Consider the following 26,482-nt stretch of genomic DNA (forward strand, 5'->3'; position numbering starts at 1 on the left):
TCCGGTCGTTGATCAGTTCGGAACGGCGGCCTTCTGGTCGCCGACCGGCGGGAAGGCGCTGTTCACCTGGACGCCGTTGAGCAGGTCGAGCGCCAGCTTCAGCTGGGCATCGTCCTTGGGATCCGGCGGCACATAGGCCTGGCTGCCGGACTGCTCCTCGCCCTCGCCCTGCAGGTGGCCGCGCAGGCCCGCCTCGCCCTTGGTCTCGGCGCCGCTGGCACGCAGTTCCTCGGGCAGCTCCTGCAGCACCTCGATGTCCGGGGTGATGCCCTTGGCCTGGATCGAGACGCCCGACGGGGTGTAGTAGCGCGCCGTCGTCAGCCGGATCGCACCGTTGGCGCCGAGCGGGACGATGGTCTGCACCGAACCCTTGCCGAAGGACCGGGTGCCGAGCACGGTGGCGCGGCGGTGGTCCTGCAGGGCGCCGGCGACGATCTCGGACGCCGAGGCCGAGCCGCCGTTGATCAGCACGATCACCGGCTTGCCGTTGGCAAGATCGCCCGAGCGGGCGTTGTAGCGCTGGGTCTCGTCGGCGTTGCGGCCGCGGGTCGAGACGATCTCGCCGCGCTGCAGGAAGGCGTCGGAGACGGCGATCGCCTGGTCGAGCAGACCGCCGGGATTGTTGCGCAGGTCGAGCACGAAGCCCTTGAGCTTGTCGGAGCCGATCTTCTTCGCGACCTCGTCCATGCCGTCCTTCAGGCCGTCATAGGTCTGCTCATTGAACTGGGTCACGCGCAGATAGCCGACCTCGCCTTCCTCGCGGAAGCGCACGGACTTGATGCGGATGATGTCGCGGGTGATCGTCAGCTTGACCGGCTCGGCCACGTTCTCGCGGCGGATCGTCAGCTCGATGCCGGTGTTGATCGGTCCGCGCATCTTGTCGACCGCTTCCGACAGGGTCAGGCCCTGGATCTGCTCGCCGTCGAGATGGGTGATCAGGTCGCCGGCCATCACGCCGGCCTTGAAGGCGGGCGTGTCATCGATCGGGGTGACGACCTTGACCAGGCCGTCCTCCATCGTGACCTCGATGCCGAGGCCGCCGAACTCGCCGCGCGTCTGCACCTGCATGTCGCGGAAGTGCTTGGGCGACAGGTAGCTCGAATGCGGGTCGAGCGAGCTCAGCATGCCGTTGATGGCCGACTCGATCAAAGCCGCATCGTCGGGAACCTCGACATAGTCGGAGCGGACCCGTTCGAACACGTCGCCGAAGAGGTTGAGCTGCCGGTAGGTGTCGGAGGCGGCGGCATTCGCCACGCCGCTGACACGCACGGGCATCTGCGAGAGGGCGGTGATTGTCGCGCCACCGATGAGCGCACCGACCAGCAACAGGGAAGCTTTCCGAATCATCCGCGAGCCTTTTCTTCTTCGGGCCGAACCCACCAAGGTGTGGGATCGATCGAAACGCCGTCTTTCCTAAATTCAACATAGAGCACGGGTTGCGGTGCCGCGAGATCGAGAGTCGCCGCGCTTGCAACGCGCGTCTCTCCCATCGTCGCGACGGGCTCCCCTGCCAGCACGAACTGCCCCTGCTCGACATTCGTCCGGTCCATGCCGGCAAGAAGGATATGATATCCATCGCCGGCGTTCAGGATCAAGACCTGCCCGTAGGAACGGAACGGTCCTGCATAGACGACCCAGCCGTCCACCGGAGCCACCACCTGGGCATTGGCGCGGGTGGCGATCGAGCGGCCCTGGGTCGTGCCGCCGAAACTGTCCTGCGCCCCGAAGTCCCGCAGCACCGTGCCGGTCACCGGCGGGCCGATGCGACCCTTCGCGTCGGCAAAGGCGATGGCCGGCGCCAGCCGTCCCGGATCGCTGAACGGATCGGACGGGGGCGGGGCGTTGCGCCGGGCCTCGTCGGCCTTGCGGGCGGCTTCCGCCGCGTCCCGCGCGCTGGTGATGTCCCGCTCCAGCGTCGCGATCAATTCCTTGAGAGTGCCCGCCTCCTCGGCAAGCTGGCGTGTGCGGTCGCGCTCCTGCGCCAGTTCCGCTTCGCTCCTCTCATAGTCGCGCTTCTTCGAGGCGACCAGCATTTCCACGCGGGTGCGTTCCTCGGCCAGGCGCCGTCCGTCGGCGACCAGCCGGTCGCGCTCGGCCGCGCTCGACACCTTGAGCTGGCGCAGGGAGGCAAGGTCGCTCGCCAGCGCCTGCGCTTCCACATGCAGCTCCGGCATCACCGCGTTGAGCAGCAGGGCGCTGCGCACCGCGCCGAGCGCATCGCGCGGACGCACGGCGAGCGGCGGCGGCGGATGCCGGCCGATTCGCTGCAGTGCCGAGAGCACCTCGGCCAGCACGTCCTGTCGTTTGACAAGGGATGCGCGCACTGCGTCCTCGTTCTCTCCCAGGCGGCGCAGGCGATCTTCCGTCGCCGCCAGCTGCTCTTCGAGCCGGGTGACCCTCTGCGCCGTGCGCAGCAGGTCGGCATTGAGCGCTTCCCGGTCGCGCTCGATGGCGCGAATTTCTCGGGCGAGCGCGGCCTGCCGGTCCGCCGACAGCGACAAATCGCGCGTCAGCGTCGACAGTTCCTCCTCGCGGCGGGCCTTGCGCTCGGCCAGGCTCTCCGGTTGGGAGGCCGTGCCGGATGCGGGGTCCGCGGCGGTGGACGGCTCCTGCGCCGTCTCGATCTGTTCCTCGCTTGCCAGGCCCTGTCCGGGCCCCTGCGGCAACACGCCTGTCGCAAGCGCGACGGCGAGAGGAAGGATCAGCAGCAGATGGCCTGTCCGCATGGCTCTCGGCAGTTGGTCGTATGTTCACCGTTCCGCCCGTTCGGGTCGCGCTGCCGGTCTTGCCGGTGCGGATCCGCCGGACGCGGGGAGCCCGGGAGGGGCTGACTAAGGATGACCAGCTTGCCCCAGGGACGTTAAAGAAACGTCAACCCTAATGAATGGTAAACCCTTCACTCCTGCCTGCGGAAAGAAGGCCTAGACGAGAAATAGGGCGGAATACGGGCAGTCCGCTGCGTCACGCACCGCGGTGATAGGGATGGCCCGAAAGGATGGTCACCGCCCGGTAGAGCTGCTCGGCGGCGAGCGCCCGCACGATCTGGTGCGGCCAGGTCATCCGTCCGAAGGCGAGCTTTGCCCGCGCGGCCTCCAGCAGCGCCTCGCCATGGCCGTCCGGACCGCCGATCGCCAGGGCCAGATCCGCCGTTCCCGCATCCCGGATCTTTTCCAGCTCGGCGGCGAAGGCCTCGCTCGTCATGTCCCGGCCGGTCTCGTCGAGACACAGGATCGCCGTGCCCGCCGGCAGGGCGGCCAGCAGCGCGCGCGCTTCCTCCGCCTTGCGGTCCTGGGCGCGGGGACTGCGGGATTCGGGCAGCTCCGTCACCGACAGCGGACCGAGCGAGACGCCCCGGCCGGCCTTGTCGATGCGCGATCCGTACCGGTCGAAGAGCTCGCGCTCGGGACCGGCCTTCATGCGTCCGATGCAGGCGATGTGAAGGCGCATGGGCGGGCCGAAACTTTCCAGGTTCTGCGGGTGCGGCGGGATTGGAGGCGGGCGCGGATAGCGATCCTGCCAGGAGCCGGCCCACGAGTGCGGCCACAGGCGGCCTGATACGGCCGGGCGCACACGGTCCCGCTCGGCCTCGCAGGGCCGTTCTCTCCACCCCTTGCGCCCACGGGGTCCGAACAGCCGGAACCTTGGGGCGCGGGCGGCAGAGACCCTTCGTCCCGCCGGCGCAAGGCCTGGCGGGAGACGGTCCTGTCCGTTTCCTCGCTACGCCGGCATCAGCCGGCGTAGTGTACCGGCGCGCTCACGTCGTCCACCGACCACAGCTTCTCGATATTGTAGAAGGCGCGGACCTCTGGGCGGAACACATGGACGATCACGTCGCCCGCGTCGATGAGCACCCAGTCGCACTGGGGCGCGCCCTCGATCTGGGCATTGCCGTGGCCGGCATCCTTCAGGTCGCGCAGCAGGTGGTCGGCGATGGCGCCGACATGCCGGTGCGAACGGCCCGATGCGACGATGACCTGATCGGCCATCGGCGACTTGCCGGTGATGTCGATGGTGACGATGTCCTCGGCCTTGGAATCGGCAAGGGAGGCGAGGACGGTGTCGAGCAGGTTCGCACGCTGCTGCGTGCCGGCTGCTGCGGGGTGAGGGGCGGTGGACGCCGTCGCCTCGGTTTCGAAGGTCATGCTCAGACGGATTGCCTTTCATCCGGTTCGTCCGGCCGCATGCCGGCGGCTGCACGTCATGGTGCATCCTTTGGGGCTGCGGCCTGATGGATAGGGACGTCTGCCTTGGGCAGGTCGTCCGTTATCCGGCCTTGTACGCCGAAATGCGATACGGCGCGACTCTTCCGGCGCAAGTAAAAGAGTGGCCCTCGTTGGTGGCGTTTTCAAGACATTCCCGGCAACGTGCCGAACGGACCCTTTCACCGGTCCTGCGCGAGCGCGCGGATCCGCGTGGAGGAGGAGGCATCGCGCGGTCCGGTCAGGAAGGTCCAGGCGGGCGGCGCCATGCCCGGCAGCAGCCGCGCATCGGTCTCGTCGAGACGGTTGCCGGCAAAGCTCTGCGCCGCCGGCGAGGCGAGCGCGGGCAGCGTCGCGCCCGGCCGGTCGACCACCGCGATGGGCACGCGCGCGAAGATGTCGCGCCAGTCCTGCCAGCGGTGAAAGCCGGCGAGATTGTCCGCCCCCATCACCCAGACGAAGTTGAGCCGCGGCCGCAGCCGCGTCAGTCGCGCCAGCGTGCGCGCGCTATACGCGGTGCCCAGCTGCGTCTCCATCGCGGTCACCACCATGCGCGGATGCCGGGCAATCGCCTCCACCGCATCCAGCCGCCGGGCCAGCGGCGCCAGCTCCGAATGGTCCTTCAGCGGATTGCCCGGCGTCACCAGCCACCACAGCCGGTCGAGCCCGAGCCGCGCCAGCGCGATGTCGGCGACCAGCCGGTGGCCGGAATGCGGCGGATTGAACGAGCCGCCGAACAGGCCGATGCGGTTGCCCGGCTCGGCATGCGGAATGGCGAGCCGAAGGTCCATTCAGGGGCGCACCTGCCCGGTGCCGTGGACCCGGTACTTGAAGCTCGTCAGCTGCTCGACGCCCACCGGCCCGCGCGCATGCATGCGCCCGGTGGCGATGCCGATCTCCGCGCCCATGCCGAACTCGCCGCCATCGGCGAACTGGGTCGAGGCATTGTGCGTCAGGATCGCCGAATCCACCTCGGCGAAGAACCGCGCCACCGCCTGCGGGTCCTCGGCGATGATGCCGTCGGTGTGGTGCGAGCCGTAGGTCTCGATATGCTCGATGGCCGCCTCCAGCCCGTCGACGACGCGGACGGACAGGATCGCGTCGAGATATTCGGTGCGCCAGTCGTCCTCGGTCGCCGCGCGCGCCTGCGGCACGGCGGCGCAAACGTCCGCGTCGCCCCGGATCTCGCAGCCCGCCTCGATCAGCGCAGTGCAGATCGGCACCAGCAGCGTGTCCGCCACGGCACGGTCGATCAGCAGCGTTTCCATCGCCCCGCAGATGCCGGTGCGGCGCATCTTGGCGTTGACCGCCACCTTCAGCGCCATGTCCGGATCGGCGCTGCGGTCGATGAAGATGTGGCAGAGGCCTTCCAGATGCGCGAACACCGGCACGCGCGCTTCCTGCTGGACGCGGGCAACGAGGCTCTTGCCGCCGCGCGGCACGATCACGTCGACGGTGCCCTCGAGCCCGGCCAGCATCTCGCCGACGGCGGCCCGGTCGGTCACCGGCACCACCTGGATCGCCGCTTCCGGCAGGCCGGCGCGCACCAACCCGCGCGCCAGCGCGGCATGGATGGCAAGGTTGGAGCGGATCGTGTCGGAGCCGCCGCGCAGGATCACCGCGTTGCCGGCCTTCAGGCACAGCGCGCCGGCATCCGCCGTCACGTTGGGCCGGCTCTCGTAGATCACGCCGATGACGCCGAGCGGCGTGCGTACGCGCTCGATATGCAGCCCGTTCGGCCGGTCCCAGGCGGCGATCACCGCGCCCACCGGATCGTCCAGCGCCGCCACCGCCTCGATGCCGGCGGCAATCGCCTCGACGCGCTCCTCTGTCAGCGTGCCGCGGTCGAGATAGGCGGCGGTCTGGCCGCCTTCGGTCATCGCGGCGATGTCCTGTGCGTTCGCGGCCAGGATCTCGGCGGTCGAAGCGCGCACCTCTTCGGCCATCGCCGCCAGGGCAGCGTTCTTCGTTGCCGCATCGGCCGTCGCCAGCCGGCGCGACGCCGCGCGGGCCTCGCGGCCCATCTGCCGCATCAGTCCCGCGATATCGGTCTTCGCCACCCGTTCAAGCATCGCTGCCGCCTCCCGTCACCGTCTCTCCGGTCTGCCCGCTTAGCACGAGATCGTCCCGGTGCACCATCTCCGCCCGGCCCGCATAGCCGAGGATCGTCTCGATCTCGCGGCTGTTGCGCCCGAGGATCAGTCCCGCCTCCGGGTGGTCGTAGGCGACCAGCCCGCGGCCGATGTCGCGCCCGTCCGGGGCCACCAGCCGCACCGCGTCGCCGCGGTTGAAGTCGCCTTCCACCCGGCGGATGCCGGCCGGCAGCAGGCTGCGGCCCGATTCCACCGCGCGGATCGCGCCCGCGTCCAGGTGCAGCGCGCCGCGCGGCTCCAGATGGCCGCCGATCCACGCCTTGCGGGCGGTGGCGGGCGTCGACCTTGCGAGAAACCATGTCGCCCGGCCCCCTGCTTCCAGATGCGCCAGCGGGTTCATCCGCTTGCCGCTGGCAATCGCCATGGTCGTGCCGGCGGAGGTGGCGATCTTGGCCGCGTCAATCTTGGTGCGCATGCCGCCGCGCGACAGTTCGGACCCGGCGGCGCCCGCCATGGACTCGATCTCGCCGGTGATCGCCGCGACCTCGGGCAGGAACACCGCGTCCGGATTGCTGGCGGGCGGCGCGGTATAGAGCCCGTCCACATCCGACAGCAGCACCAGACAGTCGGCGCTGGCCATGGTGGCGACGCGCGCCGCCAGCCGGTCGTTGTCGCCGTAGCGGATCTCGGAGGTGGCGACCGTGTCGTTCTCGTTGACGATGGGCACGGCGCCGAGCTTCAGCAGCGTGCCCAGCGTCTCGCGGGCGTTGAGATAGCGCCGCCGCTCCTCGGTGTCGCCGAGCGTCAGCAGCACCTGGCCGGCGGTCAGCCCGCGCGCGCCGAGCGCTTCGGCATAGGCCTGCGCCAGCGCCACCTGGCCGACCGAGGCGGCAGCCTGCGCCTGTTCGAGCTTCAAGGGACCGCGCGGCAGCTTGAGGACGCCGCGCCCCAGCGCGATGGCGCCGGAGGAGACGACGATGAGCTCCGTGCCGGCCCGCGCCAGCATGGCGAGGTCGTCGGCCATCGCGTCGAGCCAGTCGCGCTTGAGCCTGCCGTCCTCGACGAGCAGGGCCGAGCCGATCTTGACGACGAGGCGGCGGTGGGAGGAGAGGCGGCCGGCAGCTTTTGCGGTGCCGGCCTTGCTGTCGCTGTCCGTCAGGGCGGACAGCGAATCGGAGAGGGGGGTGGACATCGGGTGTGGTCCGTCAGTTCGGGTGCGCGGCCCGTTGCAGGCGCGCGCGGAAGACAGGGGAGGGTGGGGCGGGGCGCCCTCGCGCGCCCGCCAAAGGCGCTCCCGGTCATGGTCGGCCCATCACGGCCCCTCCGTTGCGGCCCGTCTTCATCGCGGGCCTGGTTTCCTGTCTCCGGCGGGCTGTCGCCATCGCCTTGCGTCCTGTCGCGTCGTGTCCGCTTCCCGTGCCTGGCGCCTTACGACGGGCGCCAGGGCTCGCTCGGCATCTGCGGCACGGAGTTCGCTTCCTGCTCGCGGTCGCGGTCGATGGCGCGGCGGATCATCCGCAGGCCCCGGTCGACATTCTCGCCGCTCGCGGAGGACAGCAGCAGCGGCTTCTGCCCGCAGGCTTCCTCCAGGATCGCGGCCCGCTCCGCGCGGGTCTCCTCGTCCAGCGCGTCGACCTTCGACAGTGCCACCACTTCCGGCTTCTCGTCGAGCCCGGCGCCATAGGCGGCCAGCTCCCCACGCACCACGCGGTAGGCCTCGCCCGGGTCTTCCTGGGTGCCGTCGACCAGATGCAACAGCGCACGGGTGCGCTCCACATGTCCGAGGAACCGGTCGCCGAGGCCGATGCCCTCGTGCGCGCCCTCGATCAGGCCGGGAATGTCGGCGAGCACGAAGCCGTTACCGTCGATCTCGACGACGCCCAGATTGGGATGCAGCGTGGTGAAGGGATAGTCGGCGATCTTCGGCCGGGCCGCCGAAACGGCGGCAAGGAAGGTCGACTTGCCGGCATTCGGCATGCCGACGAGGCCGGCATCGGCGATCAGCTTCAGCCGCAGCCAGATCCACTTTTCCTCGCCCTCCAGGCCGGGATTGGCATGGCGCGGCGCCTGGTTGGTGGACGACTTGAAATGCGCGTTGCCGAAACCGCCATTGCCGCCCTTGAGCAGCAGAAGCCGCTCGCCGACGCGGGTCATGTCGGCCAGCACCGTCTCGTTGTCCTCTTCCAGGATCTCCGTGCCCACCGGGACCCGCAGCACCACGTCGTCGCCCTTGGCACCGGTGCGGTTGCGGCCCATGCCGTGCATGCCGGTCTTGGCCTTGAAGTGCTGGGCGAAGCGGAAGTCGATCAGCGTGTTCAGCCCGTCGACGCATTCGACGAAGACATCGCCGCCGCGCCCGCCGTCGCCGCCGTCGGGACCGCCGAACTCGATATACTTCTCCCGCCGGAACGAGACGGCGCCCGCGCCGCCGTCGCCGGAACGGACATAGATCTTGGCCTGGTCGAGGAACTTCATGCGTCGTGTCTTTCTGCTGGCCCGTCGGGCCGGTCGTCAGGCCTGTACCGGGGCATGTCCCCGGTTCCGGTACTCGAATGTCGTGCGGTCGAGCCGGTAGCAGCGCGCCGGCCGGCTTATCCCGCAGGCCAGGCTCGTGCACTCCGTCCCGCCGATGTCGCGGAAGCCGAGCTTTTCGAGCACGTTCCGCGAGGCGGTATTCTCTGTCATCACGCGGGCCTCGACGGCTTGCGCGTTTCCTGCCCCGAAAATCCAGGCAAGCGCGGTGCCGGCAGCCTCGCTCATGTAGCCGTGCCCCCAGAAGGGCCGGCCAAGCCAATAGCCGATCACCGGCGTTTCGTCCAATCCGCGTAGCGACAACGCGCCGACGAACCCGCTGCCATCGTCGATGGCAAGCTCGAATTTTGCCGGATCGCGGCCGATGCCGGCAAGCCACGTCTCGCCGTCCTCGCGCGAATAGGGGTGCGGCAGGCGCTCCAGCACCCGCGCGATATCGGCATCGTTTGCCAGCTTTGCAAGGCGGTCGAGATCACTGGCGACGGGCGCGCGCAGCGTCAGCCTTGCGCTTTTCAGCAAGGGATGGGCGAGCGTGCTCATATCGCGGCCTCCACCTGGCGCGCGTCGGCGCCCGGACGGCTGGCGTGCTCCAGCCGCAGCACCACGTTCTCCACCTCGCGTCCCAGCGCCAGCGAATGGCGCATCATCCGCCCCGTCCGGCGAAAGCCGAGACGGGCGAGCACCTTGAGCGAGGCGGCATTGTCGGCGAAGGCCCGCGCCGCCATCGCCTGGCAGCGATGGGCGGCAAAGCCCCAGTCGAGCGCGGCCGCTGCGGCCTCGCCGGCATAGCCGAAGCCCTGGAACGGGCGGCCGATCCAGTAGCCGATCGAGGGGCAGTCCGGATGTTCGGCCAGCTCTCCCGGCGCCTTGATGGCGACGAGGCCGATCACGATGCCGCCCAGCGTGACGGCGAAGGCCGCCTCGCCGGTCAGCGGATCCTCGTTGATGGCGGCGGCGACGAATTCCGCCGCCGCGCCGTCCTTCGCCGGCCACGGCATGCCGGTCAGCCAGCGCACGATCTCGTGGTCGCGGCTGCACAGCGTGTCGATGGCTTCCGCGTCCGCCGGCTCCAGCGGGCGCAGCACCAGCCGCCGGGTGGCGAGCCGGTCGCTCAGGCGTCCCTCATTCAGGCCGAGGTGAGGCATGTCATCCGCCCCCACTGCTTGAGGGCGCGCCAGGTGCTGCGGTCGATGGCGAAGCGGTCGACCGAGACCGCACCGCCGGCGCCGCGGGAATGGATCATCCCCTGCTCGACGAACTGGAAGCCGCACTTGACCAGCACCCGCCGCGAGGCGGGGTTGGTGACGCGGGCCGCCGCCGTCAGCCGGTCGGCACCCTGGGCCGCGAAGACATGGTCGACCACCGACTGCGCCGCCTCGGTGGCGTAGCCCTGGCCCCAGAACGGCTCGCCGATCCAGTAGCCCAGATGCAGCGGCTCGCCCTCGTCGGGAGCGCCATAGCCGATGGCGCCGATCACGCGGCCCGTCGACTTCAGGCGGATGGCGAACTTGGCGCGCGTCGTCGAGCGGTTCGCCGAAAGGGCGATGAGATTTCGCCCGTCGGCGACCGTGAAGGGATGGGGCATCGATGCCACCATCGTTGCGATACGGCGGTTGTTGGCGAGGAAAACGATATCTGCAAGGTCGTCCGGACGCAGCGCGTCCAGCTTCAGCCTCTCGGTCTCCTGCGGGCCAGCAACCGCGGCCAGACTATCTTCTTCCAGGCTCTCTTCGAGATCCGCAACCATGGTGTCCTCCGGCATTGCGACGAAAAGAAAAAGGGGAGATGGCGGCCCATCTCCCCTGATCCGTCGCGATCATGCCGGTTTTGTTTCAAACCGCCGGGTCGATGGGACGCCGGCGGTTCGAACCAAACACGTCGGCTTTACTCTGCTGCGTCTACGAGTGGCATCACGTTGATATACGTGCGTTTGTTGGCCTTGGCCTGGAACGTCACCGTTCCCTCGACGACGGCGAAGATCGTATGATCCTTGCCCATGCCAACACCCGTACCCGGATGCCACTTCGTGCCGCGCTGGCGCGCGATAATATTGCCCGGGACGACTGCCTCGCCGCCGAACTTCTTGATGCCCAGACGTCGGCCCGCGGAATCGCGGCCGTTACGGGACGAGCCACCTGCCTTTTTGTGTGCCATGACGAAACTCCTCGTCGAAAACCTTCAGTCAGCCTTGAATGGCGGCAATCACTTGCCGGCCAGATCCGAAGCCTGCTGGACCCAGTTGTCGCGCTCGATGCGGCCCTTGAAGGAAAGGGCTTCGTCGACGCGGGCGATGTCTTCCGCGGTGAAGGCTGCGACCTGAGCGTAGGTCGTGATGCCCATCGCGTTCAGCTTCTTCTCCAGCACGGGGCCGACACCGGAGATCTTCTTCAGATCGTCGGCGGGCGCATCCGGTGCGGTGAACAGGACCGGGAGTTCGGTCTCGGTGCCTGCATCCTCGGCCTTCTCCGCCTTCGGAGCAGCGGCCTTCTTCTTGGTCGCCGGCTTGGCGCCACCGGTCAGGATGTCGGTGATCTTGACCAGCGTGAAGCTCTGGCGGTGGCCGTTGCGGCGACGCGAGTTCTGCCGACGGCGCTTCTTGAAGATGATGATCTTGCGGTGGCGCGCCTGGTCGACGACCTCGCCGACGACGCTCGCACCCTCGACCAGGGGGGCACCGATCATGGTGGCGGTGTCGCCGCCCACCATCAGGACCTCTTCGAAAGTCACGGTCTCACCCGCCTCGGCCGAGATCTTCTCGACCTTGAGCAGGTCATCCTGGGCGACGCGGTACTGCTTGCCGCCCGTCTTGATCACTGCGAACATGTCTCGCACGTCCTTCTTTTCGTTTTGCTCGCCGGCAGGCCGTCTTTGGTCTGCCGGGCTTCGCCTTCCTGCCCTTCGGCGTCCCTTGCGGGAACTTGACGAGGACATTGCCTCTCTTGAAACCGTCCTGCCGGCTCGTCGGGCGGGGCCCTTGAAGCCTGGCGGAAAGGTCTGCCGGTCACCGGAAAAGCCGCAGTCAGGCCCCGTTTTCAAGGGCGTTGGCTGTGGGTTGCGGGGAACGGCGGAGAGCCTCGGGCAACGGATGGGCCTTTGCGGGCCCTTTGCGAAGCAGCGCGACTATACGGATCGGCGATGCAAAGTCAACGCTTGCAAGGGCGGTTTTGTGCGCTTTGCCGCGCGCGCCGGCGCTTTTGTGACACGCGCGCAACCCCTCGATCTTCCATGCGCTCCCGCGCCGGGGGCGCCTTGCCGGCCCGGCGCTGTGCACCGCCGGGGAAAAGTTGCAAGACGCCTCTTGTGCGGCTCGCCGCACTTCGCTATGTACCGTCGCACTTTGAGACCACGACATCTCATATAGCGGAGAGGTGCCGGAGTGGTTGAACGGGGCGGTCTCGAAAACCGTTGAGCGCGCAAGCGTTCCGAGGGTTCGAATCCCTCTCTCTCCGCCATTTCCTGACTTCGCGCTGTCGCCCTTCGCGCTGTCGCCCTTCGGGCTTCGCTCCAGTCGGGGCCGAGCATAAGCTCGGACGGCCCTTGGCCTTGCGAACCCTGCGGGTTCGAAATCCCTCCGCGATACCCCGCCATTTCATCATCGATTGCCGCCGGCAACCGCCTATGTGCCGTCGTTCGATGTCCGGCATGTTGGTGCGAAGCCGCGCGAAAAAACCCGCCCGGAATTGGCGCATGGACACCAATGCGCAGGTATCCGCATTCCCCAGATGCTGGGATATTCGCCATCTTCACGGCATGGCCGAGTTGGTCCAGGCCCACCGCTACCCGCTCAACGAACTGGCGTCCGGCCTCGGTCAGGCGGACGCCGCGTGCCTGAAGTTCAGATATTCAGCGACAGCGGGCGTATGACCGGCGATACCATGGGAATGCGTGACCCGAGCAGGGTTTGCGTGCCCCATCGGCGGCCGGTTATGGATTCTGATCGTCGACGCATTTTCGTCCCCGCTCTCGCGGCTGGTGGCTTGAGTCGGGTGAGCCCCTTTCGTCAGTTGAACTGGGCAAGGTTCCCTCGTCAGCGGTGCGGGCAACGCGAACATGGTGTTGAAGATCGTCCATTCGCGTCGCCACCATCATGGCCCTGGCATAGATGCCGAGCATTTCAGACCCTGCCCGCATCTGTCGCAGGTTTGACCGTCGCTTTTCGCAGCCCGGCAAGCGTCAGCCCGTAGATGCAGGCGACAGCAATGATCAGCGCCACAACCTGATATGTTTCGACAGTATCGCCGAGCAAAGGCACGGCGAGCACCATCGTCAGCGCAGGCCAGGGTGTAGTGATCGAACTGGCCAGGGAAACGTCGATGTGGCGGACGGCATGGAACCAGACGATCAATTCCAGGAAATAGACCAGCCCCATGATGGCCGACATTGGCTGAAAGATCGCGCTCAGGCCGGCAGCGATGCCCGAAGGAGTAGCGAAAGCTATGATCACCAGCAGGAACGCTGTCGAGATTGCCACCCGAAAGAACGTCACCTGCACGGGCGTAATCGGCGTATTGCTCAGTTCTTCCTTGATGATGACATGCGCAATGCTCCAAAGCAGGGGCACACCGAGAGAGACGAGAAACCAGGGCGACATGCCGGATACCATGAAGGTGCCGGCCGTTCCGAGATAGTAGAGCGATCCGATCAAAATCGCGGTCAGAGCCAGTTCGGCTGCCGTCTTGCGGCGTTTCAGGAAAAGCGTTTCCCAGAGGATGGCGAACAGCGGGTAGGCCTGTATTGCAATCGCCGCATTCGTCGCGCCGGCCTTCTCAACTCCCAGCACATAGAGATAGGTCGAAAGACCGAACAATGCGCCGGTGAACAGCGCCACGAGGATCATCCGTCCGCGCTCGCGGCGCGACAGATCTAGGCCAAAAATCCCTTTGGTCCCGCTTCGCAGTTCAAGCCCGAATGCCGGGGCCGCAAAGATCACCTGCCAGACCGACAATGCGAAAGCAAAGCTCAGCGCGCCAATGTCCGAAGGGCGCAGGTTTGAGACAATCGGCATGACACCCAGCAATGTGAGGCTGACAAGGGAAAACCCAACGCCTTTCCCGACGGATGGAGAGGTGAGTGCCATGACCGAAACTCATTGATTGTGTTGACGGCCAACTGAATTGCATCCATGTCTAAATAGGTGCAATCAAAACATTGATCTGATGGCAATTTGGATACCAGACCTGTCGAGCCGCGAAGGCCCGAAATACCTCCAGATTCTGGAGGCCATGGCTGAGGATATCGCGGCGGGCAGACTGGCCGCCGGAACGCGCCTTCCGCCGCATCGCGAACTGGCCTATCAGCTCAACATCTCTCCCAACACGACCAGCCGCGCCTATGCGGAGGCTGTGAAGCGGGCTCTCATCAAGGGGGAAGTCGGTCGGGGAACATTCGTTCGGTCCGCTGATTTCAGTCCAGATCAAGCAGAACCCGAGACACTGCTTCGCGAAAGCCGTGGTCCCATCGACCTTTCACGCAATCTGCCGCTGCCCGGCTTTTCGGAACCCCACATTCGTCGGGTCATGTCGGAGATCGCGAGCGATACGGGCTTGCGCGCGCTGCTCGACTATCAGACCGATACCGATCTGGTTCACCATCTTGAGGCAGGTCAGTCATGGCTCGCGGATTGCGGCGTGGAGGCTTCTCTTGAGTGCATTGTTCCGGTCGCCGGCGGCCAGCATGGCATTTTGTGTGCCCTGATGGCCCTTTTAAAGCCGGGCGACTTGTTGCTTGCCGAAGCCTTGACCTACACACCTGTTCTCGCGATGGCTTCGCGCCTCAACCTTCAGACCGGTGCCGTCGCGATGGATGCGCAGGGGCTGATTCCGGAGGCGTTTGAGGCCTGCTGTCGTGAGGCAAACCCGAAAGCGCTCTATCTTACACCGACCCTGCAAGCGCCAACGACGGTGACGCTCTCGGAGGATCGACGCGCCGAGATTGCGCGGATTGCGGACCATTACGGCGTTATCCTGATTGAGGACGATGTCTTTGGGCCGCTCAAATGCGACAAGCCAGCTCCGATCGCGCGATTTGCCCCTGACTTGACAGTCTATGTGACCAGCCTGTCCAAAAGTGTGGCGCCCGGCTTGCGGATCGGCTTCCTTCATGCACCTCGAAAACTCGCGTCTGCACTACGCCAGTCCGTCAATCTGAGTGTCTGGATGACGCCGCCAATGCCCCTTGAGGTGGCAAGCCGTCTGATCAAAGACGGAACAGCAGCGAGGCTGGCTGAGCAGCAGCGGCAGACGGCAAGCCGCCGCCAGCAGCTCGTTCAACGCGCATTGGGAATGGATACGGCAAAGCAGTTTCCTGACGGCTTCCATTTCTGGTTGCCGCTGCCAGAAGGCTGGCGAGCCGATGTGTTTCGCTCGGAATGCGCCCGCATGGGCGTTCACATCAGCGAGGGCCGCAGCTTTGCCATGAATGCCGCTGATGCGCCCGAGGCAATCCGCTTGTGCGTCAGCCATGAACCCGGTGAGCAACGGCTCATCCAGGGCCTGGATGTCATTGCCGCAGTGCTCCGGCAGAAGCCATGCGGGACACCGCTGACACTATGAGGATGGGGCTGATCGCATTCGGACGATCCCGAGAGCTGGTCGTCCAGGCATCTCGCAAAATTCAGCAATTTGAAATCCAAGCCCGATCCTTTCCTGTGCGCCCGGATTTCGTGCGTCCCTAGCCCTGCCTCGCCCCTCCTTGCGCTGCGGATGCGTGCATCCCCACTGCCGAACCATGCCGGCGTTGCTGCGCCGTTTGAGGATAGACTTGCCCGACTCTGCGGAAAGTGCCGTAATGGGTGCCGGGTTGATCTGGGAACGACGCTGCTGATACGTCGTTGGCTGGTTGAAATTAAGGAAAACGAAGGTGTTTTCCGCGATCATTCGGGCCATCTTTCGAGGATTTTCCCGTGCGCTTTTTCAGCTGCCTATTTACGGAACATGATCTTTGGCTGGTCGCGCTTGCGGCCGCGATCTGCGTCCTCGGCGCCTGGATCTCGATTCGCCTGTTCCTGCGCACCCGCGCGGCGGAGCGCGAGGCGCGGCCCTTCTGGGTGTTTCACGGGGCCGTGGCCGCCGGTTCCACCATCTGGTGTACCCATTTCGTCGCCATGCTCGCCTATCGGCCGGGCGTGCCCGTGTCCTACGATCCGACGCTCACCGGCATCTCGCTGCTGATCGCCGTCGTCTCCGCCGCGGTCAGCCTGGCCATCGCCTCCGGTCGCGGCCGGCTTGCCCCGATGCTCGGCGGCTGCATGTTCGGCGTCGGCGTGTCCGTCATGCACTATACGGGCATGGCCGCCTTCAGCATCGACGGTGCCATCGTCTGGGACATGACCTACGTGGCCGCCTCGCTCGTGCTGTCGCTGGTGCTGGGCGCGGCCGCCTTCGTTGCCGCCACCCGCGAGGGGGTGGTCCTGCAGACCCGCGAGCTGCTCGGCACCGCGCTGCTGGCAGGCTCCATCGTCGCACTGCATTTCACCGGCATGGCAGCGGTCGGCATCGTTCCGGCGGTGCCCCAGCCGGGCGGCGCCACCAGCGAGGATGCCTATGGCGTGCTGGCGGTGGCGGTGGCGGCGGTCGGCGTGCTGGTGCTCGGCACGGGCCTTGCCAGCCAGTTGCTGGACCGCCAGGCGACAGCCCGCACCCGGGCCCGCACCAAGCAGATCCTGGAAAGTTCCGTCGACGGCATCGTCATCGAGACCGCCGGACGCATCGTCGATTGCAACGAGGCCTTCATCCTGCTCAGTGGCATGCAGCGGGAAGCGCTGGTCGGGCGCACCTTTGCCGAACTGGTGCCGCGCGCGCCGTCCTCGGTCGACAAGCTGGTGCGCGCGACGCTGCTCACCGCCGCCGGCGCGCTGCTTCCCGTCGAGGTCGCGGCCCGCGAAGACCGCTACGAGCGGGACGATCTGACCGCCACCCGCTTTTATTCGGTGCGCGACCTGCGCCCGCGCCTCGCCCAGGAAGAGAAGATCTCCTACCTCGCCAGTTTCGACAATCTGACGGGCCTGCCCAACCGCTCCTCCTTCCTGGAGCATCTCGACAGCCAGATCGAAACGCGCCCGGCCAGCGCCCGGATCGCGCTCCTGGCCATCGATCTCGACCGCTTCAAGGAGGTCAACGACGTGCATGGCCATGCGGCGGGCGACCATGTGCTGTGCGTCCTGTCGGACCGCATGCGCACGGCCGTCGGCAAGGAGGCCTTCGTCGCCCGGCTGGGCGGCGACGAGTTCGTCGCCACCGCGCTGGTGCAGGACCGCGAGCAGGCGCTCGGCATCGCCTCGCGGCTCGAGCGCGAGCTCTTTGCCACCGTGCCTTACGACCATGTCGACCTGATCTGCGGCGCCTCCATCGGCATCTCGATCTTCCCCGACGATGCGGGAAGCCCGGCGACGTTGATGAACAATGCCGACCTTGCCATGTACCGGGCCAAGGGTTCGCCCGGCGAGGCGATCTGCTTTTACGAGGAGGGGATGGACGAGCGCGTGCGCGAGCGTCGCGCCATAGCGCTGCAGCTGCGTACCGCGCTTGCGGAAAACCAGTTCTTCCTCGTCTTCCAGCCGCAGGTCTCGGTCCGCGAGAACGAGGTGACCGGCTACGAGGCCCTGCTGCGCTGGCGCCATCCCGAGCGCGGCGTGCTGCTGCCGATGGAGTTCATCCCCATCGCCGAGGACACCGGCCTGATCCTGCCGATCGGAGAATGGGTGCTGCGCACCGCCTGCCGCGAGGCCGCGTCCTGGGACAACGAGCTGAAGATCGCGGTCAACGTCTCGGCGCTGCAGGTCGGCAGCATCGACATGCCCGACGTGATCCACGGCATCCTGATGGAGACCGGCCTGTCGCCGCAGCGGCTGGAAGTGGAGATCACCGAGACCTCGCTGATCCAGGATGCCGAGCGCACGCTGCATATCCTGCGGCGGATCAAGGCGATGGGCGTGTCGATCTCGATGGACGATTTCGGCATCGGCTATTCGTCCCTGTCGACCCTGCGCTCGTTCCCCTTCGACAAGATCAAGCTCGACAAGTCCTTCATGGACGATCTCGACCGCGGGCCGCAGGCCTCGGCGATGATCCGCGCCGTGCTGGCCCTCGGCGAAAGCCTCGATATCCCGATCCTCGCCGAAGGCGTGGAGACCGAGGCGCAGCTGGAATTCCTCACCCAGCAGGGCTGCACCGAGATTCAGGGCTATCTCGTCGGCCATCCGGACGAAAGCGCCGCGGAACCCGGCACGGCCGAGCAGAACCGGATCCTGCCGCCGCCGGTGATGCGGACGCCCCGCACCGGGAGCGGCCGCACCGGCGAGTGAAGCCGCCGGCCGGTCCTTGTCCTCTCCTGCCGACGGCCGTCTGCGTCAGCCGATGGCGGTGCGGCCCGGCCAGCGTTCGATGGCATAGCCCGCCTGCTTCGGCCACAACGCACGCGTTTCCGTGCCGAGCCGGCGGGCGGCGTGCAGCGGCCAGTTCGGATCGTCGAGCGCCGCCCGGCCGAGCCCGACGAGATCGGCGCGCCCTTGCGCGACTGCCTCCGCCGCCAACTCCGCCTCGCCCATCAGCCCCACCGCCATTGCCGGCAGGCCGGTCTCCTTGCGGATCTGCGCCGCCCAGGGCAGATACATGCCCGGGCCGATCTCGAAGCGCGAGCCGGTGAAGCCGCCGGCCGACACGTCGATGACGTCGACCCCGCGCTCGCCGACTGCGCGGGAAAAGGCCACGCTGTCCTCGATGGTGCGTCCGCCCTCCAGCCCGTCCACCGCCGACAGGCGCAGGAACAGCGGCATGTCGTCCGGCATCGCCGTGCGCACCGCCTCCACCACCTTGAGCGGGAAGCGCATGCGGTTCTCGGCGCTGCCGCCATAGGCGTCCTCGCGCCGGTTGGACAGCGGCGACAGGAACTGGTTCAGCAGGTAGCCGTGCGCGGCATGGATCTCGATCAGCTGGAAACCGGCCTCGACCGCTCGTTTCGTCGCCGCGGCCCAGGCCGCCACCTCCGCCTCGATATCGTCTTCGCTCATGGCGCGCGGCATCGGCGCGTCCTCGGCATGGGGCAGGGCGGAGGGCGCCACCGGCTCCCAGTGCTCGGCATCGGCCTCGCGCTCGTCGGTGCCGATCAGCCAGGGCGGGATCGAGGAGGCCTTGCGGCCGGCATGGGCCAGCTGGATGCCGGCGACCGCCCCTTGCGCGCGCAACAGCGCGGTGATCCGCGCCATGCCGGCGATCTGGCCATCGTCCCACAGGCCGGGGCAGCCATAGGTGATGCGTCCTTCGGCCGTCACCGCCGTCGCCTCGACGATCACGGTGCCGAAGCCGCCCAGCGCGAAGCGGCCGAGATGCACGAGGTGATAGTCGCCGACCACGCCGCCGCGCGCCGAATACTGGCACATCGGCGAGACGACGAAGCGGTTGGGCAGGGTCAGCCCGCGCAAGGGGAGGGGCGACAAGAGCTCGGTCATCGAATGTCCTTCCTGGCGATCCGGCCTGAGCTGGCCCTCACCCCGCGGCGGCCCCGCCGCGCCGGGCGGCATCGCGGGGGATGCGGCGGCACGCGTCTTGAACGGGCTGGGCCCTGCGGGGAGGGAAGGCTGGCGGGTCGGCGGATCGGGTTCGGGTAACGGTTTCGGATCAAATAGATGACCAACGGCACCCGCTTGTCCAGTGGGCAGCGGTTGCAGGGCTCGCGTCGGCCGGAGGCGCGCCTATTGTTCGCGGCAGATCCGGATGCCGGGATCCTCGCCGTCCTGCGTCTCCCAGTTCTGCAGCTCTAGGGCCCGCGGCGCGAAGGAGATCTTGCGCTCGTTCACCACCCCGCGGCCGGTCAGGAGATTGAGGTCGCAGCTCAGCGGCTCCTCCTCCTGCAGCGTGTCGTAGGAGGCGAAGGTCAGTCCGGCGACGACGAACCGTCCGTCGCGATAGGCGAGCGAGATCGTGTGCTCCCACCGGTTTCGGCCGATGGCGGAGTTCTGCGTGGTGATGGCGATGGAGCCGTTGGCAAGCGCCTTGATCGAGGGCTCCTGGCCGAAGGCGGCCGTGTCGCCGCCGCGCCCGCCCCAGATCTTGTCCGGTACAGCCAGCGCCAGCGCCAGCAGGCTCCCGTTCGTCTCCTCCGCGCGCAGGTAGACGTAAAGGCCGACCTGCATGTCGTCGCCGCGCGTCGTCGCCAGCAAGGCCAGGTCCTCGCGGCCGTCCTTGTTCCAGTCGCCGACGGCGGCATCGAGGATGTCCTGCGGGCGGATGTCGGGTGCTTGCGCGTCCGTCTGCCCATCCGCGGTCTGCGCGCCGGCCGGCGCGGCGAGGACCAGCGGCGCCGCGCAAAGAAGCGCAGCGGCTGCGGACAAGGCGAAGGGGCGGGCAATTCGGAGCAATCGAGTCATGCGGGTCTCTCCCTGCCGGACATCCGGCAGGGAGTCCTATCGCCGTGTTCGGCGGCAAATGCCAGCCCGGTTTCGCGCCGGGGCGCGATCCGGCGTGGCGCCTCAGGCCACCGCTTCCACGCCCCGTTCCTCCTGGCGGGCGCTGCGCAGCACGCGGCCCCACCAGGCGAGTTGATCCAGCATCCGCTCCGCCGCCGTGCCCAGATGCGGCAGCGCCTCGAAGTCGGCTCGGCCTTCGCGGATCGCCAGATAGTCGCCGTAGGAGATGTGGACGGCGGCCTTCACCGAGACCAGTTCCAGCTCCGCCGAGATCTGGCGCAGATGCATCACCGCCCGCGCGCCGCCGACGCCGCCATAGGCGATGCTGCCGGCCGGCCGGCGCACCCAGGAGGCATGGTCGAGCGCGTTCTTCAGCACGCCCGTCAGGCTGTGATTGTATTCCGCGACCGTGAAGACATAGGCGTCGCAGGTCGCCACCTTTGCCGCAAAGGCGCTTGCCGCCTGCTTCTGCGCCGTGCTCGCCGCCGGGTCGCCGTAGAAGGGCAAGGGGAAGTCGGCAAGGTCTATGACCTCGACGTCGAAGGCGCCGGTTTTCTCCGCCTGGGCGCGGATCCAGCGGGCGGGCTTGTCGGCAAAGCGGCCCTCGCGGGTGCTGCCGACGATGATCCCCAGCTTCAGTTTGCTCATGGAAGGTCCTTTCGTGTTCGAAAAACGGGGTCAGCCGCGCCGGGCGCTGTGGCTGGCGATCAGCTCGACGGGGATCGAATCGACGCGGGCGATCAGCGGTGCGATCCGCTCCAGATGCGCGGCGAAGTCCGGCGTTGCGCGCCAGTTGGCGGCCGCCATCGCGTCGGTGAAGCGGGTGATGACGACGAGGCAGCTGCTGTCGGAGGCCCAGTAGACCTCGTTGCCGAGCCAGCCGGCCTCGCCGGCCGCTTCGCTCAGGCGGGCGATTTCCTGCATCTGCATGTCGAGCAGCCGGTCGGCGGTGCCGCCCGTCGGGGTGAAGATGTTGATCATCGTGTAGGGGAGGGGCGCTTCGGCGGGGGCGAGGCGGGCCGCGGCCGCGGGGGCCGGGACGGGTGTTGCAGTCATTCTGTCGCTCCGGTTGTCTTGTCCGGGCAACGTGATAAAAGTTCAAGTGCACTTTAAGTCAACAGTCGCGCGGACGGTTTTCGCGCCTGCCCGCCGCAAAGGCTCCGCAAGCCATGCCCAGCCCCTCCCGCCGCGCCAAGCCAGGTCCTGTCCTCACCATCCAGCAGGTGGCGCGGCGCAGCGGCGTCGCCGCCTCCGCCCTGCGCTACTACGAGGAGCGCGGGCTGATCTCGGCCGAGCGCGCGGCCTCCGGCCATCGCCGCTTCGAGCGATCCGTGCTGCGGCGCATCGCCTTCATCGTCTTCGCGCAGCGTCTCGGTTTCACGCTTGAGGAGGTGAAGCAGGAGCTCGACAAGCTGCCGAGCGACCACATTCCGACCGGCGCCGACTGGGAGCAGCTGTCGCAGGTCTGGACGCAGCGGGTGGACGAGAGGATCGCCGAATTGCAGCGGCTCAAGCGCGGCCTTGCCGAGTGCATCAGCTGCGGCTGCCTGTCGCTCGCCCAGTGCCGCCTTGCCAATCCCGACGACCGCGCCGGGGCGCTGGGCGCCGGCCCGCGTTACTGGGTCGGCGCGCGCGATATCAAGCAGCTCCTGCCGTAGGTCTCAGCGCTCCGCAGGCTCCAGCCGCACCAGGAGGCGGCCGGCCTCCACCGTGTCGCGTTCGCTTGCTGCGATCTCGGCCACCGTGCCGTCGGCCGCCGCCTTCAGCTCCATCAGGAGCTTCATCGATTCCATCACCACCAGCGTGTCGCCCTTGGCGACCCTGTCGCCCGCCGCAACGCGGATCTCGACGACGAGGCCCGGCATCGGCGCGGCGATCCGCTCCGGCGAGGCGCCGTCGCCCGCCGCCCGGTCCTGGCCGAGATCGCCGAGCGGCAGCACCGCGCAGGCGATCTCCGTGCCCGGCCCGCACAGCCACATCCGTCCGTCATGGTGAGCGGCGGCGAAGCTTTCCGCCACACCATCGCGGGTGATGCGCACCCGGTCCGGCCCGGTCCACTGCGCGGCGATCTCCTGCGTCTCGCCGTCCGTGGCAAGGACCCGCCAGTTGCCCGCCTCGCGCGCTTCCAGCACGACGCGGCTCTCGGGTGCGGCCGCATCCACATAGGTCACCCGCGCCGGGCAGCCGGCCTGCGCGAGCAGGCGGAAGCCGGAAAGCGCCTGCCAGGGCGTTGCCGCCGCGCGCGGCCGGCTCGCAAGCGCCGCCGCCGCAAGGGCGAGGCCGTCCGCCTCCGGCACCCTCCATCCGTCCGGCCAGTTGCGGGCGATGAAGTCGGTGGTGACCTCGCCCTGCGCGAAGTCCGGCGAGGCCAGCGCGTCGTGCAGGAACAGCCGCGTGGTGGCCAGCCCCGCCACCTCCAGCCGGTCGAGGCCGGAGAGCAGCTTGCGCCGCGCCGCGTCCCGGTCGGGTCCGTGGGCGATCAGCTTGGCGATCATGGAATCGTAAGCCGCCCCGATCTCCGCCCCCGGCTCGATGCCGGCATCGCAGCGCAGTTCCGCAGGCGGCGACCACAACAGCACCTTGCCCGTGTCCGGGCGAAAGCCGGCGCTGGCGTCCTCCGCCGTCAGCCGCGCCTGGATCGCGTGGCCGTTGCAGGTGATGTCGTCCTGCGTCAGAGCCAGCTTCTCGCCGGCCGCCGCGCGCAGCTGCAGCTCCACAAGGTCGAGCCCGGTGATCTCCTCGGTCACCGTATGCTCCACCTGCAGCCGCGTGTTCATCTCCAGGAAGTGGACTTCCTGCGTCACCGCATCCATCACGAACTCGACCGTGCCGGCGCTGTCGTAGCCGATGGCCCGGCCGAGCCTGAGCGCTGCCTCGAACAGCCGCTCGCGGGTTTCGGGGAGCAAGCCCGGCGCCGGCGCCTCCTCGATCAGCTTCTGGTGATTGCGCTGGACCGAGCAGTCGCGCTCGAACAGGTGCAGCAAGGTGCCGTGCCTGTCGCCGATCAGCTGCACTTCCACATGGCGCGGGTTGCGCACCAGCTTCTCGATGAGCAGCCGTCCGTCGCCGAAGGCCCGCTCGGCCTCCGTGCGGGCCGCATCGATGGCAGCCTCCAGCCCCGCCTCGTCGTGGACGGCGCGCATGCCCTTGCCGCCGCCGCCGGCCGAGGCCTTGACCATCACCGGCAGGCCGATCTCGCGCGCGGCCCGCGCAAGATTGCCTGTCGACTGGTCCTCGCCGCTATAGCCGGGAATGCAGGGCACGCCGGCGCCTTCGGCCAGGCGCTTCGCCTCGATCTTGGCGCCCATCGCCGCGATGGCCCGCGCGTTCGGCCCGACGAAGGCGATGCCGTTTTCCTCGCAGGCCCGGGCAAGTTCCGGCCGCTCGGACAGGAAACCGTAGCCGGGGTGGATCGCGCCGGCCCCGCTCGCCCTGGCCGCGGCGATGATCCGGTCGAGGCGCAGGTAGCTGTCGCTTGCCGCCGCCCCGCCGATGGCGAGCGCCCGGTCGGCCATCCTCACATGCAGCGCGTTTCGGTCGGCATCGGAATGCACGGCGATGGTGGCGAGCCCCATGCGGCGCGCGGTGCGGATGATGCGGCAGGCGATCTCGCCGCGATTGGCAATCAGCAGGCTGTCGAACATGGTGCGCCTCACATCCTGTAGACCGGCCGCGGGCCGGTGTCCTTGTCGCCGCCCGCGCCCAGCGCCAGGCACAGGCCCAGCACGTCGCGGGTCTGGTCGGGCTCGATCAAGCCGTCGTCCCACAGCCGCGCGGTGGCGTAGTAGGGATCGCTCTGCTCCTCGAACTGGGCGCGGGTGCGCCGGTCCAGCTCGGCGATCTCCGCTTCGTTCGCCTGCGATTTCAGGCTGGCGCGGCGCAGCTCCGTCACCACGGTGGCGGCGACATCGGGGCTCATCGTCGCGATGCGCGCGTTCGGCCAGGAGAACAGGAAGCGCGGGCGGAAGCCGCGCCCGCACATGCCGTAATTGCCGGCGCCGTACGAGCCGCCGACGATCACCGTGTATTTCGGCACGCGCGCATTGGAGACGGCATAGACGAGCTTGGCCGAATGCTTGGCGATGCCGCCGCGCTCGGCGTCGGTGCCGACCATGAAGCCGGTGATGTTCTGCAGGAACAGCAGCGGGATCTGGCGCTGGTCGCACAGCTCGATGAAATGCGCCCCCTTCAGCGCGCTTTCGGAAAACAGCGCCCCGTCATTGGCCAGGATCCCGACCGGGTAGCCATAGATATGGGCAAAGCCGGTGATCAGCGTCGCCCCGTAGTCGGGCTTGAACTCGGCGAGCTGCGATCCGTCGACCATCGAGCGGATCAGCGCGCGCATGTCGGCCGGGCGCTTCAGGTCCACCGGCGCATGCTCGGACGGGCGCCCGGCGGCAACGAGCGGCGCCAGGGCCTCGCGCGGCGGCGGCGTCACCTTGCGGCCCTCGCCCAGATTGGCGACGATCTCGCGCAGCATGCGCATGGCGCTTTCCTCGTCGGGCGCGACGTGGTCGCTGACGCCGGAGACGGTGGTGTGCATGTCGGCACCGCCCAGCGTTTCGCCGTCGACGATCTCGTTGATCGCCGCCTTGACGATGGGCGGGCCACCGAGATGGATGCGGCCCGTGCCGCGCACCATGATCACCTGGTCGCTGAGCGCCGGGATATAGGCGCCGCCCGCGGTGCAGCCGCCGAAGACGACGGAGATCTGCGGCAGGCCGGCCGCCGACATCTGGCACTGGCGCCAGAACGCCCCGCCGAAATGGTCCTTGTCGGGAAACACCCGGTCCTGCTCGGGCAGGAAGGCGCCGCCGCAATCGACCAGATAGATGCAGGGCAGGCCGTGCTCCTCCGCCACTTCCTGGGCGCGTGAATGCTTGCGCACCGTCTCGGCGAAGAACGAACCGCCCTTCACCGTGGCATCGTTGGCGATCAGCATGCAGGGCCGGTCGTGGATCAGGCCGATGCCGGTGACGATGCCTGCTCCCGGCACCTCGCCGCCATAGAGCCCGTGCGCGGCCAGCGGCGACAGCTCCAGGAAGGCGGTGCCGGGATCGAGGGCCAGCTCGATGCGCTCGCGCACGAAGATCTTGCCGCGCTCCGCGTGGCGGGCGCGAAACTTCTCGCCGCCGCCTTGCGCTGCCGCCGCCTGCACCTGTCTCAGTGCGGCCACCAGGTCGTCCATGCCTGCCACGAGCTGCTCCTCCCGTTTGCATCGCTTCGCCCGGTTCGAGACCCTCGGCCCCGGTTGGGCGATTGACAATCTACCTAACGACCGTTAGAAAAACTGTCAACAGGCTGACCCATCAGCCGCATGCGACGAGGCTCGGGGAGGAGATCGCGCAATGCCAGACACGAAATCCGACACGCAGCCCGATACGGGAACCACCAGCGAACCGAACGGGAGCGCCCGCGACTGGGTGCGGCTCGACCGGCACGGGCCGGTCGCCGTCCTCGTTCTGGCCGCACCGGAGCAGCTCAACGGCATCCACGCCCCGATGATGCGCCAGCTGCATGCAAGGCTGGCCGAGGTCGCGGGCGATGACGCCATCCGCGCGCTGGTGCTGACCGGCGAGGGGCGGGGCTTTTGCGCTGGCGCCCATGTCGGCGAGATGGCGGGTTTTTCCGACAAGGGTCCTGCCGTCGGCCGGCTGCTCGACGAGGGCTGGAACCGCGCGGTGCGCCAGATCCGCGCCCTGCGAAAGCCGGTGGTCGCGGCGGTCAACGGCATTGCCGCCGGCGGGGGTGTCGGTCTGGCACTCGCCTGCGACATCGTGCTTGCCGCCCGTTCCGCCAGTTTCATCCAGGTCTTCGGCCCGCGCCTCGGCGTCGTTCCGGATGTCGGCAGCACCTGGTTCCTGCCGCAGGCGCTGGGCCGCGCCCGCGCGCTGCATCTGATGCTGACCGGCGATCCGCTGAAGGCCGAGACCGCCGCCGACTGGGGGCTGATTGCCGGCTGTGTCGAAGATGGCGAGCTGATGGATGAGGCCCTTGCCCTTGCCGGGCGGCTGGCGCGCGGGCCCGTTGCGGCCTTCGCCGAAATCCGCGAGGCGGTCGCGCAGGGCCTTGCCTCGACCCTCGACGCCGCGCTCGACCTGGAGCGCGACGTCAATGCCCGCCTTGCCGGCGGACCCGACTTTGCCGAGGGCGCGGCGGCCTTCGTCGAAAAGCGCGAGCCCCGCTTCGGCGGCGCCTGACAATACCAGGATCCTGACAAGACCAGGATCCAGTTTTCGCCGCCGGCAGCAAGGCCG

General features: G+C 68.2%; 24 protein-coding genes and 1 tRNA gene. 5 read left to right on the plus strand and 20 right to left on the minus strand.

Annotated features, from left to right (window positions below; translation table 11 throughout):
* Window positions 1–12 precede the first annotated feature (12 nt).
* The 13 genes from ACVJ6E_RS19970 to ACVJ6E_RS20030 form a co-directional block, all read right to left on the minus strand.
* On the minus strand, window positions 13–1,347 hold the full coding sequence (locus ACVJ6E_RS19970) for a S41 family peptidase (RefSeq protein ID WP_120270430.1): 1,335 nt from the start codon (window positions 1,345–1,347) through the stop codon (window positions 13–15).
* On the minus strand, window positions 1,344–2,726 hold the full coding sequence (locus tag ACVJ6E_RS19975) for a peptidoglycan DD-metalloendopeptidase family protein (RefSeq protein WP_120270428.1): 1,383 nt from the start codon (window positions 2,724–2,726) through the stop codon (window positions 1,344–1,346). Before ACVJ6E_RS19975 ends, ACVJ6E_RS19970 begins: the two co-directional genes overlap by 4 nt.
* A 235-nt stretch (window positions 2,727–2,961) precedes the next feature.
* A complete protein-coding gene (gene rlmH / locus ACVJ6E_RS19980; protein ID WP_120270426.1) occupies window positions 2,962–3,447 on the minus strand; it encodes a 23S rRNA (pseudouridine(1915)-N(3))-methyltransferase RlmH in 486 nt (161 codons plus the stop codon).
* Between the two features lie 281 nt (window positions 3,448–3,728).
* Window positions 3,729–4,142 (minus strand): ribosome silencing factor, encoded by a 414-nt coding sequence (rsfS, locus tag ACVJ6E_RS19985; protein WP_120270424.1) that lies wholly within the window; start codon window positions 4,140–4,142, stop codon window positions 3,729–3,731.
* A gap of 239 nt (window positions 4,143–4,381) precedes the next feature.
* Complete coding sequence (locus tag ACVJ6E_RS19990; RefSeq protein ID WP_120270422.1) at window positions 4,382–4,990, minus strand: nicotinate-nucleotide adenylyltransferase; 609 nt, start codon at window positions 4,988–4,990, stop codon at window positions 4,382–4,384.
* Window positions 4,991–6,271, minus strand: coding sequence for a glutamate-5-semialdehyde dehydrogenase (locus ACVJ6E_RS19995; RefSeq protein ID WP_120270421.1), 1,281 nt, complete (start codon window positions 6,269–6,271; stop codon window positions 4,991–4,993).
* Window positions 6,264–7,484, minus strand: coding sequence for a glutamate 5-kinase (gene proB / locus ACVJ6E_RS20000; RefSeq protein ID WP_120270419.1), 1,221 nt, complete (start codon window positions 7,482–7,484; stop codon window positions 6,264–6,266). The genes ACVJ6E_RS19995 and proB overlap by 8 nt, the downstream gene beginning before the upstream one ends.
* 236 nt (window positions 7,485–7,720) lie before the next feature.
* The gene (gene obgE / locus ACVJ6E_RS20005; protein ID WP_120270418.1) at window positions 7,721–8,767 is read right to left on the minus strand and encodes a GTPase ObgE; all 1,047 of its coding nucleotides are present in this window, start codon (window positions 8,765–8,767) and stop codon (window positions 7,721–7,723) included.
* A gap of 36 nt (window positions 8,768–8,803) precedes the next feature.
* Window positions 8,804–9,364: a GNAT family N-acetyltransferase gene (locus ACVJ6E_RS20010; RefSeq protein ID WP_120270416.1), complete on the minus strand. Its 561-nt coding sequence runs from the start codon at window positions 9,362–9,364 to the stop codon at window positions 8,804–8,806.
* Entirely contained in the window at window positions 9,361–9,969 is a 609-nt protein-coding gene (locus ACVJ6E_RS20015; RefSeq protein WP_120270414.1) for a GNAT family N-acetyltransferase, read from the minus strand. The genes ACVJ6E_RS20010 and ACVJ6E_RS20015 overlap by 4 nt, the downstream gene beginning before the upstream one ends.
* The gene (locus tag ACVJ6E_RS20020; protein WP_120270728.1) at window positions 9,951–10,571 is read right to left on the minus strand and encodes a GNAT family N-acetyltransferase; all 621 of its coding nucleotides are present in this window, start codon (window positions 10,569–10,571) and stop codon (window positions 9,951–9,953) included. The genes ACVJ6E_RS20015 and ACVJ6E_RS20020 overlap by 19 nt, the downstream gene beginning before the upstream one ends.
* Window positions 10,572–10,708: 137 nt before the next feature.
* Window positions 10,709–10,978 carry a 50S ribosomal protein L27 gene (gene rpmA, locus ACVJ6E_RS20025; protein WP_120270412.1) on the minus strand — a complete coding sequence of 90 codons (270 nt, stop codon included), beginning with the start codon at window positions 10,976–10,978 and terminating at the stop codon, window positions 10,709–10,711.
* Window positions 10,979–11,026: 48 nt separating this feature from the next.
* Complete coding sequence (locus ACVJ6E_RS20030; RefSeq protein WP_120270410.1) at window positions 11,027–11,647, minus strand: 50S ribosomal protein L21; 621 nt, start codon at window positions 11,645–11,647, stop codon at window positions 11,027–11,029.
* Window positions 11,648–12,186: 539 nt separating this feature from the next.
* Between ACVJ6E_RS20030 and ACVJ6E_RS20035 the strand changes: the two genes are divergently transcribed.
* A tRNA-Ser gene (locus ACVJ6E_RS20035) sits at window positions 12,187–12,276 on the plus strand.
* A 662-nt stretch (window positions 12,277–12,938) separates the two neighbouring features.
* Here ACVJ6E_RS20035 and ACVJ6E_RS20040 read toward each other — a convergent pair.
* Window positions 12,939–13,901, minus strand: a complete 963-nt coding sequence (locus ACVJ6E_RS20040; protein WP_120270408.1) for a DMT family transporter — start codon at window positions 13,899–13,901, stop codon at window positions 12,939–12,941.
* 79 nt (window positions 13,902–13,980) lie between these two features.
* Between ACVJ6E_RS20040 and ACVJ6E_RS20045 the strand changes: the two genes are divergently transcribed.
* Window positions 13,981–15,375, plus strand: coding sequence for an aminotransferase-like domain-containing protein (locus ACVJ6E_RS20045; RefSeq protein ID WP_120270406.1), 1,395 nt, complete (start codon window positions 13,981–13,983; stop codon window positions 15,373–15,375).
* A 350-nt stretch (window positions 15,376–15,725) separates the two neighbouring features.
* Window positions 15,726–18,125 (plus strand): bifunctional diguanylate cyclase/phosphodiesterase, encoded by a 2,400-nt coding sequence (locus ACVJ6E_RS20050; protein ID WP_120270404.1) that lies wholly within the window; start codon window positions 15,726–15,728, stop codon window positions 18,123–18,125.
* Window positions 18,126–18,170: 45 nt separating this feature from the next.
* Here ACVJ6E_RS20050 and ACVJ6E_RS20055 read toward each other — a convergent pair whose 3' ends face one another.
* From ACVJ6E_RS20055 to ACVJ6E_RS20070, 4 genes are all read right to left on the minus strand, one after another.
* Window positions 18,171–19,268, minus strand: a complete 1,098-nt coding sequence (locus ACVJ6E_RS20055) for an NADH:flavin oxidoreductase/NADH oxidase (protein ID WP_120270402.1) — start codon at window positions 19,266–19,268, stop codon at window positions 18,171–18,173.
* Window positions 19,269–19,511: 243 nt separating this feature from the next.
* A complete protein-coding gene (locus ACVJ6E_RS20060; RefSeq protein ID WP_147421908.1) occupies window positions 19,512–20,186 on the minus strand; it encodes a hypothetical protein in 675 nt (224 codons plus the stop codon).
* A gap of 102 nt (window positions 20,187–20,288) precedes the next feature.
* Window positions 20,289–20,873, minus strand: a complete 585-nt coding sequence (locus ACVJ6E_RS20065; protein WP_120270398.1) for an NAD(P)H-dependent oxidoreductase — start codon at window positions 20,871–20,873, stop codon at window positions 20,289–20,291.
* 30 nt (window positions 20,874–20,903) lie between these two features.
* On the minus strand, window positions 20,904–21,281 hold the full coding sequence (locus ACVJ6E_RS20070; RefSeq protein ID WP_120270397.1) for an antibiotic biosynthesis monooxygenase family protein: 378 nt from the start codon (window positions 21,279–21,281) through the stop codon (window positions 20,904–20,906).
* A gap of 113 nt (window positions 21,282–21,394) precedes the next feature.
* Here ACVJ6E_RS20070 and soxR point away from each other — a divergent pair, with 113 nt between their 5' ends.
* Window positions 21,395–21,883, plus strand: coding sequence for a redox-sensitive transcriptional activator SoxR (gene soxR, locus ACVJ6E_RS20075; RefSeq protein WP_120270395.1), 489 nt, complete (start codon window positions 21,395–21,397; stop codon window positions 21,881–21,883).
* A 3-nt stretch (window positions 21,884–21,886) separates the two neighbouring features.
* On the opposite strand, the gene ACVJ6E_RS20080 is transcribed toward soxR, so the two are convergent.
* Both ACVJ6E_RS20080 and ACVJ6E_RS20085 read right to left on the minus strand, forming a co-directional pair.
* Complete coding sequence (locus tag ACVJ6E_RS20080) at window positions 21,887–23,869, minus strand: ATP-binding protein (protein ID WP_120270394.1); 1,983 nt, start codon at window positions 23,867–23,869, stop codon at window positions 21,887–21,889.
* Window positions 23,870–23,877: 8 nt separating this feature from the next.
* Window positions 23,878–25,413: a carboxyl transferase domain-containing protein gene (locus tag ACVJ6E_RS20085; protein WP_120270392.1), complete on the minus strand. Its 1,536-nt coding sequence runs from the start codon at window positions 25,411–25,413 to the stop codon at window positions 23,878–23,880.
* A 160-nt stretch (window positions 25,414–25,573) separates the two neighbouring features.
* Here ACVJ6E_RS20085 and ACVJ6E_RS20090 point away from each other — a divergent pair, with 160 nt between their 5' ends.
* Entirely contained in the window at window positions 25,574–26,425 is an 852-nt protein-coding gene (locus ACVJ6E_RS20090; protein WP_120270390.1) for an enoyl-CoA hydratase-related protein, read from the plus strand.
* The last annotated feature ends 57 nt before the right edge of the window (window positions 26,426–26,482 follow it).

This window comes from Stappia sp. G46H5W (genome assembly GCF_058448995.1).

Coding starts and splice junctions, on each gene's coding strand:
- ACVJ6E_RS20010 (WP_120270416.1), bottom strand. CDS start 9,364: ATGAGCACGCTCGCCCATCCCTTGCTGAAAAGCGCAAGGCTGACGCTG.
- ACVJ6E_RS20090 (WP_120270390.1), top strand. CDS start 25,574: ATGCCAGACACGAAATCCGACACGCAGCCCGATACGGGAACCACCAGC.
- ACVJ6E_RS20015 (WP_120270414.1), bottom strand. CDS start 9,969: ATGCCTCACCTCGGCCTGAATGAGGGACGCCTGAGCGACCGGCTCGCC.
- ACVJ6E_RS20060 (WP_147421908.1), bottom strand. CDS start 20,186: ATGACTCGATTGCTCCGAATTGCCCGCCCCTTCGCCTTGTCCGCAGCC.
- ACVJ6E_RS19975 (WP_120270428.1), bottom strand. CDS start 2,726: ATGCGGACAGGCCATCTGCTGCTGATCCTTCCTCTCGCCGTCGCGCTT.
- obgE (WP_120270418.1), bottom strand. CDS start 8,767: ATGAAGTTCCTCGACCAGGCCAAGATCTATGTCCGTTCCGGCGACGGC.
- ACVJ6E_RS20085 (WP_120270392.1), bottom strand. CDS start 25,413: ATGGACGACCTGGTGGCCGCACTGAGACAGGTGCAGGCGGCGGCAGCG.
- ACVJ6E_RS20055 (WP_120270402.1), bottom strand. CDS start 19,268: ATGACCGAGCTCTTGTCGCCCCTCCCCTTGCGCGGGCTGACCCTGCCC.
- ACVJ6E_RS20020 (WP_120270728.1), bottom strand. CDS start 10,571: ATGGTTGCGGATCTCGAAGAGAGCCTGGAAGAAGATAGTCTGGCCGCG.
- rsfS (WP_120270424.1), bottom strand. CDS start 4,142: ATGACCTTCGAAACCGAGGCGACGGCGTCCACCGCCCCTCACCCCGCA.
- ACVJ6E_RS20045 (WP_120270406.1), top strand. CDS start 13,981: ATGGCAATTTGGATACCAGACCTGTCGAGCCGCGAAGGCCCGAAATAC.
- ACVJ6E_RS19990 (WP_120270422.1), bottom strand. CDS start 4,990: ATGGACCTTCGGCTCGCCATTCCGCATGCCGAGCCGGGCAACCGCATC.
- ACVJ6E_RS20040 (WP_120270408.1), bottom strand. CDS start 13,901: ATGGCACTCACCTCTCCATCCGTCGGGAAAGGCGTTGGGTTTTCCCTT.
- ACVJ6E_RS20030 (WP_120270410.1), bottom strand. CDS start 11,647: ATGTTCGCAGTGATCAAGACGGGCGGCAAGCAGTACCGCGTCGCCCAG.
- rlmH (WP_120270426.1), bottom strand. CDS start 3,447: ATGCGCCTTCACATCGCCTGCATCGGACGCATGAAGGCCGGTCCCGAG.
- ACVJ6E_RS19995 (WP_120270421.1), bottom strand. CDS start 6,271: ATGCTTGAACGGGTGGCGAAGACCGATATCGCGGGACTGATGCGGCAG.
- ACVJ6E_RS19970 (WP_120270430.1), bottom strand. CDS start 1,347: ATGATTCGGAAAGCTTCCCTGTTGCTGGTCGGTGCGCTCATCGGTGGC.
- proB (WP_120270419.1), bottom strand. CDS start 7,484: ATGTCCACCCCCCTCTCCGATTCGCTGTCCGCCCTGACGGACAGCGAC.
- rpmA (WP_120270412.1), bottom strand. CDS start 10,978: ATGGCACACAAAAAGGCAGGTGGCTCGTCCCGTAACGGCCGCGATTCC.
- ACVJ6E_RS20070 (WP_120270397.1), bottom strand. CDS start 21,281: ATGACTGCAACACCCGTCCCGGCCCCCGCGGCCGCGGCCCGCCTCGCC.
- ACVJ6E_RS20080 (WP_120270394.1), bottom strand. CDS start 23,869: ATGTTCGACAGCCTGCTGATTGCCAATCGCGGCGAGATCGCCTGCCGC.
- ACVJ6E_RS20065 (WP_120270398.1), bottom strand. CDS start 20,873: ATGAGCAAACTGAAGCTGGGGATCATCGTCGGCAGCACCCGCGAGGGC.
- soxR (WP_120270395.1), top strand. CDS start 21,395: ATGCCCAGCCCCTCCCGCCGCGCCAAGCCAGGTCCTGTCCTCACCATC.